This window comes from Pseudomonas sp. GL_091, assembly GCF_057837725.1.
Map to the genome: position 1 here is coordinate 35,931 of NZ_CM174451.1, position 14,224 is coordinate 50,154.

At 60.4% G+C, this 14,224-nt stretch carries 13 protein-coding genes; 11 read left to right on the top strand and 2 right to left on the bottom strand.

The genetic code is table 11. The features are described from left to right. The first annotated feature begins 185 nt into the window (after window positions 1-185). From AC3ITY_RS00170 to AC3ITY_RS00210, 9 genes are all read left to right on the top strand, one after another. Complete coding sequence (locus tag AC3ITY_RS00170) at window positions 186-1,493, top strand: CitMHS family transporter (RefSeq protein ID WP_095943008.1); 1,308 nt, start codon at window positions 186-188, stop codon at window positions 1,491-1,493. An 85-nt stretch (window positions 1,494-1,578) separates the two neighbouring features. Continuing rightward, a complete protein-coding gene (locus tag AC3ITY_RS00175) occupies window positions 1,579-2,346 on the top strand; it encodes a TerC family protein (RefSeq protein WP_489306994.1) in 768 nt (255 codons plus the stop codon). 299 nt (window positions 2,347-2,645) lie between these two features. After that, window positions 2,646-4,304 carry a Na/Pi cotransporter family protein gene (locus tag AC3ITY_RS00180; RefSeq protein ID WP_489306995.1) on the top strand — a complete coding sequence of 553 codons (1,659 nt, stop codon included), beginning with the start codon at window positions 2,646-2,648 and terminating at the stop codon, window positions 4,302-4,304. A 56-nt stretch (window positions 4,305-4,360) separates the two neighbouring features. Beyond that, the gene (locus AC3ITY_RS00185; RefSeq protein ID WP_489306997.1) at window positions 4,361-5,737 is read left to right on the top strand and encodes a M16 family metallopeptidase; all 1,377 of its coding nucleotides are present in this window, start codon (window positions 4,361-4,363) and stop codon (window positions 5,735-5,737) included. A gap of 115 nt (window positions 5,738-5,852) precedes the next feature. Then, on the top strand, window positions 5,853-6,881 hold the full coding sequence (locus AC3ITY_RS00190) for a DUF5924 family protein (RefSeq protein WP_223455115.1): 1,029 nt from the start codon (window positions 5,853-5,855) through the stop codon (window positions 6,879-6,881). A 54-nt stretch (window positions 6,882-6,935) separates the two neighbouring features. Then, a complete protein-coding gene (locus AC3ITY_RS00195; RefSeq protein ID WP_489306998.1) occupies window positions 6,936-8,084 on the top strand; it encodes an ABC transporter permease in 1,149 nt (382 codons plus the stop codon). Then, complete coding sequence (locus AC3ITY_RS00200) at window positions 8,078-8,884, top strand: ABC transporter ATP-binding protein (RefSeq protein WP_489307000.1); 807 nt, start codon at window positions 8,078-8,080, stop codon at window positions 8,882-8,884. The genes AC3ITY_RS00195 and AC3ITY_RS00200 overlap by 7 nt, the downstream gene beginning before the upstream one ends. Before the next feature lies 1 nt (window position 8,885). Next, window positions 8,886-9,824 (top strand): MlaD family protein, encoded by a 939-nt coding sequence (locus AC3ITY_RS00205; protein WP_489307001.1) that lies wholly within the window; start codon window positions 8,886-8,888, stop codon window positions 9,822-9,824. After that, entirely contained in the window at window positions 9,821-10,444 is a 624-nt protein-coding gene (locus AC3ITY_RS00210; protein ID WP_489307002.1) for an ABC-type transport auxiliary lipoprotein family protein, read from the top strand. The genes AC3ITY_RS00205 and AC3ITY_RS00210 overlap by 4 nt, the downstream gene beginning before the upstream one ends. Window positions 10,445-10,565: 121 nt before the next feature. On the opposite strand, the gene AC3ITY_RS00215 is transcribed toward AC3ITY_RS00210, so the two are convergent. Together AC3ITY_RS00215 and AC3ITY_RS00220 are read right to left on the bottom strand one after the other, a co-directional pair. Next, window positions 10,566-11,216: an HAD family hydrolase gene (locus tag AC3ITY_RS00215; RefSeq protein ID WP_489307004.1), complete on the bottom strand. Its 651-nt coding sequence runs from the start codon at window positions 11,214-11,216 to the stop codon at window positions 10,566-10,568. A 26-nt stretch (window positions 11,217-11,242) separates the two neighbouring features. After that, window positions 11,243-11,788, bottom strand: a complete 546-nt coding sequence (locus AC3ITY_RS00220; protein WP_489307005.1) for a gamma carbonic anhydrase family protein — start codon at window positions 11,786-11,788, stop codon at window positions 11,243-11,245. 88 nt (window positions 11,789-11,876) lie between these two features. Between AC3ITY_RS00220 and prlC the strand changes: the two genes are divergently transcribed. After that, complete coding sequence (gene prlC / locus AC3ITY_RS00225) at window positions 11,877-13,928, top strand: oligopeptidase A (RefSeq protein ID WP_489307006.1); 2,052 nt, start codon at window positions 11,877-11,879, stop codon at window positions 13,926-13,928. Beyond that, window positions 13,925-14,212 carry a YheV family putative zinc ribbon protein gene (locus AC3ITY_RS00230; protein ID WP_008018424.1) on the top strand — a complete coding sequence of 96 codons (288 nt, stop codon included), beginning with the start codon at window positions 13,925-13,927 and terminating at the stop codon, window positions 14,210-14,212. Before prlC ends, AC3ITY_RS00230 begins: the two co-directional genes overlap by 4 nt. Window positions 14,213-14,224 lie beyond the last annotated feature (12 nt).

Sequence of the window (14,224 nt, forward strand, 5' to 3'; positions counted from 1 at the left end):
ACCGGTGGCCAATGCGAGCGTTCAATTGCTCGCCAGGCCCATTTAACAACAACAATGGTGATTCTGATGTCCTCTTCTACCCGCCGCTTCGCTGCAACTCCGCCCGTACGTCTCGTGCTTCCCGTTCTGCGCTGATCCCGCCCGATCCGCCCATTCCCTAGCCGCGCTACGCCTGGAGTATTCCCATGCTGACTTTCCTTGGCTTCGCCATGGTCATCACGTTCATGTTCCTGATCATGACCAAGCGCCTGTCCGCGCTGATCGCCCTGATCATCATTCCGATCATATTTGCCTTGTTCGGCGGTTTTTCGCCGAAGATCGGCCCGATGATGCTCGAAGGCATCACCAAGCTTGCGCCAACCGGCGTGATGCTGATGTTCGCTATCTTGTACTTCGCCCTGATGATCGACTCCGGCCTGTTCGACCCGGCCGTGCGCAAGATCCTCAAACTGGTCAAGGGCGACCCGTTGAAAGTTTCGGTCGGCACCGCCGTACTGGCGCTCGTCGTTTCCCTCGATGGTGACGGCGCGACCACTTATATGATCTGCGTGGCCGCCATGCTGCCGCTCTACAGCCGTATCGGCATGAGCCCGCGGATCATGGCCGGTCTGATCATCCTCGCCGGTGGCGTGATGAACATGACCCCATGGGGCGGCCCGACCGCTCGCGCTGCCAGTGCGTTGCATGTGGACCCGTCCGACATCTTCGTACCGATGATTCCTGCGATGCTGGCCGGTGTGGTGGCGATCCTGGTCATTGCCTACTTCTACGGCAAGCGTGAACGTGCTCGCCTGGGTGAACTGCACCTGGTGGGCGATGAAATCGACCACAGCGAAATCAGCGTTTCGCAGTTCCCGGATGCCCGTCGTCCGAACCTGATCTGGTTCAACGGCGCCCTGACCCTGGCCCTGATGGGCACCCTGATCACCGGCCTGCTGCCATTGCCGGTGCTGTTCATGGTGGCGTTCAGTATCGCCATGATCGTCAACTATCCTTGCCTGCAACAGCAGAAGGATCGCGTCGCGGCTCACGCCGGTAGCGTGCTGGCGGTAGTCGGGTTGATCTTTGCGGCCGGTATCTTCACCGGTATCCTGACCGGCACCGGGATGGTCGATGCCATGTCGAAAAGCCTGCTGGCGGTGATTCCGGACTTCCTCGGCCCGTACCTGGCGGTGATCACGGCACTGGTCAGCATGCCGTTCACTTTCTTCATGTCGAACGATGCATTTTATTACGGCGTGTTACCGGTTCTTGCCGAGGCTGCCAGCCATTACGGTATAACCGCGGTGGAAATGGCACGTGCCTCGATCGTCGGTCAGCCCGTCCACCTGTTGAGCCCGCTGGTTCCATCGACTTACCTGTTGGTGGCCCTGGCCGGCATCGATTTCGGTGACCACCAGCGCTTCACTCTCAAGTGGGCAGTGCTGGTTTGTATCTGCATACTGATTGCTGCACTGCTGTTGGGGACTTTCCCGGTGTTCAGCACTCTATAAGCCCAAGACTCACCACTTCGGGTCCAGGCTTCGTTGTTTGAAGCCCGGGCCCGTTGTGGTTTAACAATCGCTCAAAGGAATACACATGGAATGGCTGACCAACCCTGAAATCTGGGTTGCCTTCTTCACCCTGACCGCCCTGGAAATTGTCCTGGGTATCGATAACATCATCATGATTTCGATCCTGGTCAGCCGCATGCCTAAACACATGCAGGCGCGCACCCGGATTTTCGGTCTGGCGCTGGCCATGGTCACGCGAATCCTGCTTCTGCTGTCGATCACCTGGGTCATGCGCCTGACGGCGGACCTGTTCGTAGTATTCGGCCAGGGTATTTCCGGACGCGACCTGATCCTGTTCTTCGGTGGTCTGTTCCTGCTGTGGAAAAGCTCGCAAGAGATGTACCACGCGCTGGAAGGTGAAGATGAAAGCAACGACGAACCTTCGGGCAAGGGTGGCAACTTCCTCTACACCATCATCCAGATCGCGATCATCGACATCGTGTTCTCCCTGGACTCGGTGATCACCGCAGTCGGCATGGTCTCCCACGTACCGGTCATGGTCGCGGCAATCATCGGTGCGGTACTGGTGATGATGTGGGCATCTGGCACCATCAGTGAGTTCATCGACAAGCACCCATCGCTGAAGATGCTGGCGCTGTCGTTCCTGTTGATCGTCGGTACGGTGCTGATTGCCGAATCCTTCGATGTGCACGTGCCGAAGGGCTACGTCTACTTCGCCATGGCGTTCTCGCTGGCGGTGGAAGCGATCAACATCAGAATGCGCACGGCCATCGCGAAAAAGAAGAAACAGCAGGATCCGGTAAAGCTGCGCAAGGACATTCCGGGCCAGTAACCCTGTAGGAGCGAGCTTGCTCGCGATGGACTCGAGCGCTCCGCGTTTACCTCGTAAACACGCGTTTTCGTTAACGACCATCGCGAGCAAGCTCGCTCCTACATAAAATCGGGGCCTTCGGGCCCCTTTTTCATGCCTGCGTGAACACGGTTTCATGACGGTTTTGTTTCAATCCCTTCTTTGGCTATGCGATGCTGGCGTGAAGACCGTTAGCCAACTACAGCTTAAGTACAGAACGTAGAACGTCACGCGGTACCGTCAACTTGCTCCTTTGGGGCGCTACACCACAGGGGGTCATTATGCTCACCCTGCTCAATTTACTTTCTGCCGTGGCCCTGCTGATCTGGGGCACGCACATCGTCCGAACCGGCATCCTGCGGGTCTACGGCACCAATCTGCGCCATGTCATTGGCCACAACATGTCCAAACGCTGGCTGGCTTTCGCCTCCGGGATCGCCGTGACAGCGATGGTCCAGAGCAGCAACGCCACCGCCATGCTCGTCACCTCCTTTGTCGGCCAGGGCTTGATGACGCTGACCCCGGCGCTGGCCACCATGCTTGGCGCGGACGTCGGTACGGCGCTGATGGCGCGGGTACTGACGTTCGATCTGTCGTGGCTGTCGCCGTTGCTGATTTTTGTCGGGGTGATTTTCTTTCTGTCGCGCAAGCAGACCCGACTCGGGCAGATGGGTCGTGTCGCCATTGGCTTGGGGCTGATCATTCTGGCGCTGCAACTGATTGTCGAAGCGGCGCATCCGATTACCCACGCCAAAGGGGTGAAGGTGATTTTCGCCTCGCTCACCGGCGACATCCTGCTCGACGCCCTGGTCGGCGCGCTGTTCGCGATGATTTCCTATTCCAGCCTGGCTGCTGTGCTGCTGACCGCGACCCTGGCGGGTGCCAACGTGATCAGTCTGCCGGTGGCCATCGGGCTGGTGATCGGCGCCAATATCGGCAGCGGCGTACTCGCCTTCCTCAGCACCAGCATGCAGAACGCCGCCGGGCGCCAAGTAGCGCTTGGCAGCCTGCTGTACAAACTGATTGGTCTTTTATTGATCATTCCGGTGCTCGATCCGCTGGTGCACTGGCTCGATGGCCTGGATTTCAGCCCTCAGGAAATGGTCATTGGCTTTCACCTGCTCTACAACACCGTGCGCTGCCTGATCCTGCTGCCCAGCCTCGAACCGATGGCCAGGTTTTGTGCCTGGGTGCTGCCGGAGCGCCAGCAGGCCAACGGCACGGCCAAGCCCCGGCATCTTGACCCCACAGCATTGGTCACGCCCGGTTTGGCGCTGGCCAACGCAGCCCGGGAAACCCTGCGTATGGGCGACCTGATCGACAACATGCTCGAAGCCATGCTCGACGTGTTGCGCGGCAAACAGACCGCCGTCACCCAGGAAATCCGCCGCCTGACCGACGATGTGGAAGCGCTCTACAGTGCGATCAAGTTGTATCTGGCGCAAATGCCCCGGGAAGATCTCAGCGATCAGGACAGCCGGCGCTGGGCGGAAATCATCGAACTGGCGATCAACCTGAAACTCGCCAGCGACTTGATCGAACGCATGCTGCGCAAGATTCAGCAGCAGAAAACCGCGCAGCGTCGGTCGTTTTCCGAAGTCGGGCTGGACGAATTGACCGGGCTGCATGCTCAGTTGATTTCCAACCTGCGACTCGGGATGTCGGTGTTTCTCAGTGGCGACCCGGAAAGTGCCCGCCAGCTGGTGCGTGAAAAACGTCGTTTCCGTGCACAGGAACGGCGTCTGGCCCATGCTCATGTCAGCCGCTTGCAACGTAAAATCGTGCAAAGTATCGAAACCAGTTCGTTGCACCTGGAGCTGATCGCGGACATGAAGCGTCTGAACTCGCTGTTTTGCAGCAGTGCCTACGTGGTGCTGGAAACATCGGAAACCGGCGCGCTGGTGGTCGACGATTTGAGCGACATCACACATTCACCCTGAACGTCCACAGTTGCCTGAAGTCTGTTGAACTTACGCTTGCCGTACGGAAGCTCGTTATGCGTTGTCTGTTGTTCGCCTGCCTGTTGCTTGGTTCATTCCCGTCATTCGCCCTGGATCGCTTCCAGGTCGAGGGCTACACCCTGCGCAACGGTCTGCAGTTGTTGCTCAAGCCCGGCACCGACCGCGGGCATGTGGCGATCCGGTTGGTGGTCGGCGTTGGCCTGGACGATTTCAAATGCGAAGAAAAGGAGTTGCCGCATCTGCTGGAGCACCTGCTGTTCAGCGGCATCGACGCCAGCGGCGAAGGCGGCCTGGAAGAACGCATGCAGGCCCTGGGCGGTGAGTGGAACGCGTTCACCAGCAATGCCGATACGACTTTCGTCATCGAAGCCCCGGCGAAAAACCAGCGCAAGGTGCTCGACCTGCTGCTGGCACTGCTGACCCAGACCCGTTTCGACGACAACGCCATCAACGCGGCCAAGCAAGTGGTCGAACGTGAAGACGGCGGCCACTACTCGCACCTGCAACGCTGGCTCGATCGTCAGGACCTCGGCCACACGGCCAGCAACCAGCTGGCCGTGGAGCTGGGCCTCAAATGCCCGGAGCGTGCGCAAGTCGATGACCTGACCCATGAGCAACTGGAGCAGGTGCGCAAGGACTGGTATGCGCCGAACAACATGACCCTGATCGTGGTCGGCGACCTCGACAAGTTGCTGCCGGCTTATCTGGAGCGGGCGTATGGCGCGCTGGAAGCGATCACTCCGGGCGAGCATCCGCCGCTGCCGCAAATCCAGGCCAGCGCCGCCCATGAGCGCACCCTGACCCACGGTCTGGTCGGCAACGGCGCCAAATTGCACTGGCTGGTGCCGGAGCCGGTGCTGGACGACGGGCACGACCAAACCTTCGATTTACTCAAGGACTACCTGGATTGGGCGCTCTATCGCCAGCTGCGCCTTGTTCACGGTTTGTCCTACGGCCCGTGGGCGGAACGCGAAGTGTTCGGCGGCGTGGGTTTCATGAGCCTCAATGCCGACCTTGAACGCGACGACGTGACCGATGCCGAACACGTGCTCGATGACTTGAAGGCCGGACTACTCAAGGACGGCCTCAATGCCGACACCTTCAACCGCCTCAAACAGGCCGCGATTGCCCGCCAGGCCTGGGCCGTGCAAGGCAACAGCGCGTTGGCCGACTACTACTGGAGCGCCATCGGCGACTACGAGGACGGCCGCTTTGCCAACCCGGCCCGGGAGCTGCAAGGGGTGACGCTGGAAGAGGCGAACAAGGCCGTGCGTGAATTGCTCCTGCAACCGGGGTATTTGCGGATCGAGAAGCCGTTGTTCAGTTATGACCAGTTGATGTGGCTGGTGGTCGGTGGGGCGGGCTTGATCGTGTTGATGTTGGTGGGCTGGCGTTTGCACCGCATGAAGTAACTATCCCTTCTGGCCAATGATTACCTGTGGCGATCCGACAAGCCCCCTCGCCACAGCGCCGCACCAGCGGTACCCTGTCGAGGTTTTTTTCCTACGACGACTGTGAAACCGCCGAATGCAAAACCTGACCCTTTTCGTACAGCGCATCCTCGAATTGATGAAGCGCTACCCTGGGGTCATTGCGCTCTGTGGGTTTATCTCCGGGGTTGGCAGTTTCATTCTGGTCGATCGCCAGCAAGGCCTGGCGAGCTGGATCACCACCATCATGCTGATCAGCTGGATCTGGCTGATGCTGGAAAACAGCCTGACCAAGCTGTTCACGCGTATTTTCAAGCGCGAAATTCCGGAACCGTTGCTGCGTTACGCAACGCAGATGATCCATCAGGAAAGCCTGTTCTTTGTCCTGCCGTTCTTCTTCATCACCACGACGTGGAACAGCGGCCAGTTGGTTTTCACCGGGCTGCTGGGTGTCGCGGCGCTGATTTCGATCATCGACCCGCTCTACTACAAATGGCTGGCGCCGCGGCGCTGGGCGTTTCTGGCCCTGCACACCCTGACCCTGTTCGCCGCCCTGCTCACCGCATTGCCGGTGATCATGCACCTGACCACCGCGCAAAGTTTCAAATGGGCACTGGGCATCTCGGTGCTGTTGTCGTTCCCGAGCCTGGCGTCGATCTTCCCGATTCGTACCCTGCGCAGTGCGCTGGCGATTTTGAGTATCACCCTGGGTATCGGTGTCGTTGGTTGGGAACTGCGTTCTTGGGTGCCACCGGCGACGCTATGGATGACTGATGTGGCCATCAGCACGCAGATGCAGGACCGCACGCCTGGCGCCAGCCTCGACGAAGTCAGCGCCGAGCAGATTCGCAATGGCGGGCTTTACGCGTACACCGCAATCAATGCTCCACGTGGCCTGGACGAACGGATATATCACGTCTGGCAGTTCAACGGTAAAGAGGTCGACCGCATCCCCCTGGATATTCGTGGCGGGCGCAAGGAGGGTTACCGAGCCTGGACCCACAAGCAGAACTTCCCGGGCAACCCGGCCGGCAAATGGCAGGTTCGGGTCCTGACCGAAGATGGTCAGGTCATCGGCGTGCTGCGGTTCAAAGTCACGGACAGCACAGCGATCAAAGAAAAGTAATCCGGTTCGTGCTATTACGTAGAGCTGCGTAATCACTGAACAAGCACGGAGCTTATGATCAGCAGCACGATGGCCGGCAACGCCCGATTGGACACGTCGATTACCCCTGCGCGGTTGCGGGTGACGGGCGACTGGACGCTTGCCCATTACGCTGACCTCAAGCTGTTGAGCGAAAAACTCCACGGCCAGTACGATGCCAACACCCCCATCGACCTCAATGGTCTCGGCGCGCTCGACACCGCCGGCGCCTCGCTGTTGGTCGAACTGCTCGGCTCCGAGCGCCTCGGTCGCTCCGCTGAACATCCTGATTGCACACTCTCCGCCGCTGATCGGGCGTTGCTGCAAACCGTCTACTGCTCGTTGACCGACTTCTGCGTACCGATCAAAGAACCGGAAGTCAGCGTTTCCATTCAGTTACTGACCCGCATTGGCCGCGCGGTGGACACCGTCTGGCAGGACACCCTGCAATTGCTGGGGTTCGTCGGGCTGATCATCGAAACCATTGTCCGCGGCCTGTTCCGTCCCAAGCGCTGGCGCGTCACGCCGATGATCGCCCACATCGAACAGACCGGTCTCGACGCCGCCCCCATCGTTGCGTTGCTGACTTTTCTGGTGGGTGCCGTGGTGGCGTTTCTCGGGTCGACGGTGCTGGCCACTTTCGGTGCCACCGTCTTCACCGTGGACCTGGTGGGGTTTGCCTTTTTGCGCGAATTCGGTGTGTTGCTGACCGCGATCCTGATGGCCGGGCGCACCGCCAGTGCGTTCACGGCGCAAATCGGTTCGATGAAGGCCAACGAGGAAATCGACGCTATCCGCACCTTGGGCCTCGATCCCGTGGAGTTGCTGGTGGTGCCGCGGGTCCTGGCGTTGCTGATCGCCCTGCCGATGCTGACCTTCCTGGCGATGCTGTCGGGGATTATCGGCGGTGCCGTGGTCTGCGCGGTGGCGCTGGATATCTCGCCGGCGATGTTCCTGTCGCTGCTGCAAACGGACATCGGCGTTCAGCACTTTCTGGTGGGGATCGTCAAAGCGCCGGTCTTCGCCTTCCTCATCGCTGCCATCGGTTGTCTTGAAGGCTTCAAGGTCAGTGGCAGCGCCGAGTCCGTCGGTGCCCACACTACGTCGAGCGTGGTGCAGTCGATTTTCGTAGTGATCGTGATGGATGCGATAGCCGCAATGTTTTTCATGGAGATGGGATGGTGAGTCGTGTCCCCCGAGCGCCCTCCGAGGCGGTGATTGAAGTCCGTGGGCTGTGCAACCGCTTTGGCCGCCAGAGCGTGCACGAGAACCTCGACCTGGACTTGTACAAAGGCGAGATCCTCGCCGTGGTCGGCGGCTCCGGCAGCGGCAAATCGGTGCTGCTGCGCAGCATTGTCGGATTGCGCCAGCCCAGCGAAGGCGTGGTGAAAGTCTTCGGGAAAAACCTGCCGACCTTGTCCGAACACGAGCGTTCGCTGGTGGAGCGGCGATTCGGCGTGCTGTTCCAGAAAGGCGCGCTGTTCTCTTCGCTGACCGTGACCGAGAACGTCGCCCTGCCGCTGATCGAACACGCCGGCTTGAGCCGCAACGATGCCGAGCACCTGGCGGCGGTGAAAATGGCCTTGGCCGGGTTGCCGCTGTCGGCGGCAGAGAAGTACCCCTCTTCGCTGTCCGGCGGCATGATCAAGCGTGCCGCGCTGGCCCGGGCATTGGCACTGGACCCGGACATCCTGTTTCTCGACGAGCCCACCGCCGGTCTCGACCCGATCGGTGCCGCCGCGTTCGACCAATTGATCCTGACCCTGCGCGATGCCCTGGGCCTGAGTGTCTTTCTGGTGACCCACGACCTCGATACGCTCTACACCATCACTGACCGGGTGGCGGTGCTGGCGCAGAAAAAAGTGCTGGTAGCGGACGCCATCGACAAGGTGTCGGAAACCGACGATGCGTGGATTCACGAATACTTCCATGGCCCTCGCGGCCGCGCGGCATTGACGGCCGCCCAACAGCTCAACGAGGTCTGACATGGAAACCCGAGCCCATCATGTATTGATCGGCCTGTTCACGGTGATTGTGGTGACGGCCGCGCTGTTGTTCGGCCTGTGGCTGGCCAAGTCCAGTGTCGATACCGAGTTCAAGGACTACGAAGTCGTGTTCAACGAGGCGGTCAGCGGTTTGTCCAAGGGCAGTTCGGTGCAGTACAGCGGGATCAAGGTCGGCGACGTGATCTCGCTGCGCCTGGACCCGAAAGACCCGCGCCGGGTGCTGGCGCGAATTCGACTGGCCGGCGATACCCCGGTCAAGGAAGACACCAATGCAAAGTTGGCCCTGACCGGGGTCACCGGGACTTCGATCATCCAACTCAGCGGCGGCACGCCACAGAGCCCGACGCTCAAGGGCAAGGACGGCAACCTGCCGACCATCGTCGCCTCGCCCTCGCCCATCGCCCGCCTGCTCAATGACAGCGAAGACCTGATGGCCGGGGTGAGCACGCTGATGCATAACGCCAACCTGATGTTTTCCACGGAAAACATCGAGCGTATCAGCAACACCCTGGAGCACCTGGAGCAAACCACCGGGACCATTGCCGAGCAGCGCGGCGATATTCGCCAAGCCATGCAACAACTGGCGTCGGTGGGCAAGCAGGCCAACACCATGTTGGAGCAGACCACGGCGCTGATGCGCAATGCCAACGGGCTGCTCAATGATCATGGTAAGGAGGCGCTGGGCAGCGCCGAGCAGGCGATGAAGTCGCTGCAGGAGAGCAGTGCCACCCTCAACAAACTGATCACCGCCAATCAGGATTCGCTCAACAGCGGCATGCAAGGCCTCAATGGCCTGGGCCCGGCCGTGCGCGAGATGCGCGAAACCCTGAGTTCGTTGCGCACCATTACCACACGCCTGGAAGCCAACCCCAGCGGTTACCTGCTGGGCAGTGAAAAGACCAAGGAATTCACGCCATGAAGCTGATTCGGATTGCCCTCCTCGCTGGCTTCACGCTGATCAGTTCGTGCTCGATCCTGCCCAAGCCCGAGCCCTTCGAGGTCTATCGATTGCCTTCGGCCCAGAGTGCATCGGCCAGCCATGGCACACCGCAGCGCTGGTCGCTGCGCGTGACCAAATTCCAGTCCAGCGAAGCGTTGAACAGTCCGAACATTGCCGTGATTCCCCAGGGCGATGTGATCAGCCACTACAAGGGTTCACGCTGGAGCGACCCGGCGCCGGTGCTGGTGCGCAATCGCCTGCTGGAAGGTTTCCAGCATGACGGGCGTGTGCCGTTGTTGAGCACCGATGACAGCATTTTCCAGACCGATCTTGAATTGGGCGGTAGCCTGCAGGCGTTCCAGACTGAATACCAGGGCACGAATGCCAGCGCAGTCGTGCGTCTGGATGCATTGCTGGTGCGCAGTTACGACCAGCGCATCCTCGCCAGCCGCCGCTTCGAAGTGCGCCAGCCTTTGAGCAATGTGCAGGTCCCGGCGGCGGTGGTCGGGTTCGGTCAGGCGAGCGATCAGTTGACCACGCAGGTGGTGAGCTGGGCGGTTGAGCAAGGGCAGAAGCTCGCCCCGCCGCCAAGGCCTTGAAGACTTACGCAGTCTCCTTGTAGGAGCGAGCCTGCTCGCGATAGCGGTATGTCAGACACATTGATTTTGGATGTGCGGCCGCCTTCGCGAGCAGGCTCGCTCCCACAGGGGTAAAGCCGTATCAGCGCTGCAAAAACGCCTGATGCAATTCAGCCAGCGTTTCAAAGTGATACGCCGGCGCTTCGGCGTTCAACTCTTCGTGGCTGCCGAACCCGTAACCCACTGCCGCCGCGTCCAGGCCATTGCTGCGCGCGCCGATCAGGTCGTGCTTGCGGTCGCCGATCATCAAGGTGTTGGCCGGGTCCAGGTTTTCTTCGGCCATCAGGTGAGCGATCAGCTCGACCTTGTTGGTCCGGGTGCCATCCAGTTCGCTGCCGTAAATCACCTTGAAGTGTTTGGCAAAGTCGAAATGCCGGGCGATTTCCCGGGCGAACACCCACGGCTTCGAAGTAGCGATGTATAGCTGCCGCCCTTGTTCGCTCAGGGTTTCCAGCAACGGGGTGACGCCATCGAATACGCGGTTTTCGTAGAGGCCGGTAACCTTGAAGCGCTCGCGGTAGAAATTCACCGCCTCCCAGGCTTTGGCTTCATCGAAGTCGTAGAACTGCATGAACGCCTGCAACAGCGGCGGGCCGATGAAGTGTTCGAGTTTGGCCAGGTCCGGCTCATCGATACCCAGTTTGCCCAGGGCGAACTGGATCGAACGGGTGATGCCCTCGCGCGGGTCGGTGAGGGTGCCATCAAGGTCGAACAAAACGGTTTGGTAATGCATGTCGAATCCTGAATAAGGGGGCCGGGTCAAAGCTGGTCGTAGCCTTCGGCCAGATGCAGGTCCTTGAGCTTCACGTAGTTCGCCGCGCTGTAGGTGAAAAACGCGCGTTCCTTGTCAGTCAGCGGGCGGATCTGCTTTACCGGGCTGCCCACATACAGGAAGCCGCTTTGCAGATGCTTGCCCGGCGGCACCAGGCTGCCGGCACCGATGATCACATCATCGTCGACCACCGCGCCGTCCATGACGATGCTGCCCATGCCGATCAACACCCGGCTGCCTACCGAACAACCATGCAGCATGACCTTGTGGGCGATGGTCACGTCATCGCCGATCAGCAACGGATAGCCCTCCGGGTTGAACGGCCCGGCGTGGGTGATGTGCAACACGCAGCCATCCTGCACGCTGGTGCGCGCGCCGATGCGGATGCGGTGCATGTCGCCACGAATCACTGTCAGCGGCCAGATGGAGCTGTCTTCGCCAATTTCAACGTCGCCGATCACCACCGCCGAGCCGTCGACAAAAGCGCCTTTACCCAGCAGCGGCGTGTGGTTCTGATACTTGCGAAGGTTCACGATAGGATTTCTCTCTGTTGCTGATAGCTGCGGTGAGCGTCGATTGTAATTAAGATGGCTGCATGTTTCTCCAGCCAAGGTATCAACCGTGAGCGTGAACAACCCTCTTTTGCAGTCCTATGACCTGCCGCCGTTCTCCGCCATCCGCGCCGAACACGTACAACCGGCCATTGAACAGATCCTGGCTGACAACCGTGCCGCCATCGTCGAGATCCTCAAGACCCAGGTCAAACAGCCAACATGGGCTGGCCTGGTGCTGGCGATGGACGAACTCAATGACCGCCTGGGCGCCGCCTGGAGCCCGGTCAGCCACCTCAATGCCGTGTGCAACAGCGCCGAACTGCGTGAAGCCTACGAGTCGTGCCTGCCGGCCTTGAGCGCCTATTCCACCGAAATGGGTCAGAACCGCGAACTGTTCCAGGCCTTCGAAGCCCTGGCCAACAGCCCGGAGTCCGCCGGTTTCGACGTGGCGCAGAAAACCATCCTGGAACACTCCCTGCGTGACTTCCGTCTGTCGGGTATCGACCTGCCGGAAGCCGAACAGAAGCGTTACGCCGAAGTGCAGAGCAAGCTGTCCGAACTGGGCAGCCGTTTCTCCAACCAGTTGCTCGACGCCACTCAAGCGTGGACCAAGCACATCACCGATGAAGCCGCCCTCGCCGGCCTGACCGACTCGGCCAAGGCGCAAATGGCCGCCGCGGCTCAGGCCAAGGATCTGGACGGCTGGATGATCACCCTGGAATTCCCGAGCTATTACGCGGTGATGACCTACGCCCAGGACCGCGCACTGCGTGAAGAAGTCTACGCGGCCTACTGCACCCGTGCGTCGGACCAGGGGCCGAATGCCGGCCAGAACGACAATGGCCCGGTCATGGAACAAATTCTCGACCTGCGTCAGGAACTGGCCAAGCTGCTGGGTTTCAGCAGTTTCTCCGAGCTGAGCCTGGCGACCAAAATGGCTGAGTCCAGCGATCAGGTGCTGAGCTTCCTGCGCGACCTGGCCAAGCGCAGCAAGCCGTTCGCCGCCCTGGACCTGGAACAGCTCAAGGCCTATGCGGCCGAGCAAGGTTGCCCGGATCTGCAAAGCTGGGACAGCGGGTTCTACGGCGAAAAACTCCGTGAGCAGCGTTACAGCGTGGCCCAGGAAGCCCTGCGCGCCTACTTCCCGATCGACAAGGTGCTCGGCGGCCTGTTCGCCATCGTCCAGCGTCTGTATGGCATCGAGATTGCCGAGCTCAAAGGCTTCGACACCTGGCACCCGGATGTCCGCCTGTTTGAAATCAAGGAAAACGACCAGCACGTCGGCCGCTTTTTCTTCGACCTATACGCCCGCGCCAACAAGCGTGGCGGTGCCTGGATGGATGGCGCCCGCGACCGTCGTCGCACCGCTGGCGGCGTATTGCAAAGCCCGGTGGCCAACCTGGTGTGCAACTTCACCCCGGCCGACAGCGGCAAGCCTGCGCTGCTGACCCACGACGAAGTCACCACCCTGTTCCACGAGTTCGGTCACGGCCTGCATCACCTGCTGACCCGCGTCGAGCATGCTGGCGTGTCCGGCATCAACGGCGTGGCCTGGGATGCTGTCGAGTTGCCGAGCCAGTTCATGGAAAACTGGTGCTGGGAGCCGGAAGGCCTGGCGCTGATTTCCGGTCACTATGAATCCGGCGAACCGCTGCCGCAGGACCTGCTGCAGAAAATGCTTGCGGCGAAAAACTTCCAGTCCGGCCTGATGATGGTCCGCCAACTGGAGTTCTCGCTGTTCGACTTCGAACTGCATGCCACCCACGGCGACGGCCGCAGCGTGCTGCAAGTGCTCGAAGGCGTGCGCGACGAGGTTTCGGTGATGCGTCCACCGGCCTACAACCGTTTTCCCAACAGCTTTGCGCACATCTTCGCTGGTGGTTACGCCGCGGGTTACTACAGCTACAAATGGGCTGAAGTACTGTCCGCCGATGCGTTTTCGAAGTTCGAAGAAGAAGGCGTGCTCAACGCCGACACCGGTCGTGCGTTCCGCGAAGCAATCCTGGCCCGTGGCGGCTCCCAGGAGCCGATGGTGCTGTTCGTCGACTTCCGTGGTCGTGAGCCATCAATTGACGCACTCTTGCGCCACAGCGGCCTGAGTGAGGACGCGGCAGCATGAGTGAGGGACCTGTGATTACGAAAAAACGCTTTATCGCCGGGGCGGTCTGCCCGGCATGCAGCGAGCCGGACAAATTGATGATGTGGAACGAAGATCAGGTCCCGCACCGAGAGTGCGTGGCCTGCGGTTACTCCGACACACTCAATGAGCAAGGGCTGTCGGTGCCCAAAGAGTTGGGTACGCGGGTTAATACCAGCGCACTCAAACCAGCCGACACCAAGGTTCAGGCGGTTCAGTTCTTCCCGAACCCGAAACTGAAGAAAAAGCCGGACGAACAGCACTGAGTGAAAAAAAGC

Coding starts and splice junctions, on each gene's coding strand:
- AC3ITY_RS00170 (WP_095943008.1), top strand. CDS start 186: ATGCTGACTTTCCTTGGCTTCGCCATGGTCATCACGTTCATGTTCCTG.
- AC3ITY_RS00175 (WP_489306994.1), top strand. CDS start 1,579: ATGGAATGGCTGACCAACCCTGAAATCTGGGTTGCCTTCTTCACCCTG.
- AC3ITY_RS00180 (WP_489306995.1), top strand. CDS start 2,646: ATGCTCACCCTGCTCAATTTACTTTCTGCCGTGGCCCTGCTGATCTGG.
- AC3ITY_RS00185 (WP_489306997.1), top strand. CDS start 4,361: ATGCGTTGTCTGTTGTTCGCCTGCCTGTTGCTTGGTTCATTCCCGTCA.
- AC3ITY_RS00190 (WP_223455115.1), top strand. CDS start 5,853: ATGCAAAACCTGACCCTTTTCGTACAGCGCATCCTCGAATTGATGAAG.
- AC3ITY_RS00195 (WP_489306998.1), top strand. CDS start 6,936: ATGATCAGCAGCACGATGGCCGGCAACGCCCGATTGGACACGTCGATT.
- AC3ITY_RS00200 (WP_489307000.1), top strand. CDS start 8,078: ATGGTGAGTCGTGTCCCCCGAGCGCCCTCCGAGGCGGTGATTGAAGTC.
- AC3ITY_RS00205 (WP_489307001.1), top strand. CDS start 8,886: ATGGAAACCCGAGCCCATCATGTATTGATCGGCCTGTTCACGGTGATT.
- AC3ITY_RS00210 (WP_489307002.1), top strand. CDS start 9,821: ATGAAGCTGATTCGGATTGCCCTCCTCGCTGGCTTCACGCTGATCAGT.
- AC3ITY_RS00215 (WP_489307004.1), bottom strand. CDS start 11,216: ATGCATTACCAAACCGTTTTGTTCGACCTTGATGGCACCCTCACCGAC.
- AC3ITY_RS00230 (WP_008018424.1), top strand. CDS start 13,925: ATGAGTGAGGGACCTGTGATTACGAAAAAACGCTTTATCGCCGGGGCG.